The sequence below is a fragment of the Halorubrum yunnanense genome (genome assembly GCF_026586675.1).
GTDB lineage: Archaea > Halobacteriota > Halobacteria > Halobacteriales > Haloferacaceae > Halorubrum > Halorubrum yunnanense.
The window spans coordinates 1-501 of sequence record NZ_JAODIX010000094.1; the positions used below are offsets into that span (position 1 = coordinate 1).

Below are 501 nucleotides of genomic sequence, written 5' to 3' on the forward strand. Positions count from 1 at the left end.
AACGAGTACGAGGATGAACTGAAGACCGAACTGTGGGGTGACTCGTTCTGGAACGACTCGTACTGCCTCATCTCGACGGGGCAGGTATCTTTGGACGTGCTGAAACAGTACGTCGAAGACCAGCGGGAGAACTGATGTACTACGCCTACAAGTATCGACTCAAGCCGTCCGACGCCGACCGAGAGGAGTTGGACCGCCACCGCGATATTTGCAGGCAACTGTACAACCACACGCTCTACCGCCTCAACGAGTACCAAGACGAACACGGTGAACTTCCGTCCATGACCACGCTTCGGTCGGAACTACCCGACCTCAAACAGTGGTGGGACGGCCTCTCGGACGTGTACTCGAAGGTTCTCCAAACCGTCGTGGAACGACTGTTCGACAACCTCAACAGCCTCTCCAAGCTCAAGGAGAACGGCTACGGCGTCGGTCAACTCAAGTGGAAGCCGCCACGGGAGTTCCGCAGTTTCACGTACAGTCAGTCTGGCTTCAAGCTCG

The 501-nt window shown here is 56.5% G+C and carries 2 protein-coding genes; both read left to right on the forward strand.

Annotation, left to right across the window (positions count from 1 at the left end; all coding sequences use genetic code 11):
- Positions 1–135, forward strand: a 135-nt coding sequence (locus N5096_RS16010) for a transposase (RefSeq protein WP_267665789.1), incomplete at its 5' end; no start/stop codon positions are given.
- Positions 135–501, forward strand: a 367-nt coding sequence (locus N5096_RS16015; RefSeq protein WP_267665788.1) for an RNA-guided endonuclease InsQ/TnpB family protein, incomplete at its 3' end; no start/stop codon positions are given. The genes N5096_RS16010 and N5096_RS16015, both read left to right, overlap by 1 nt.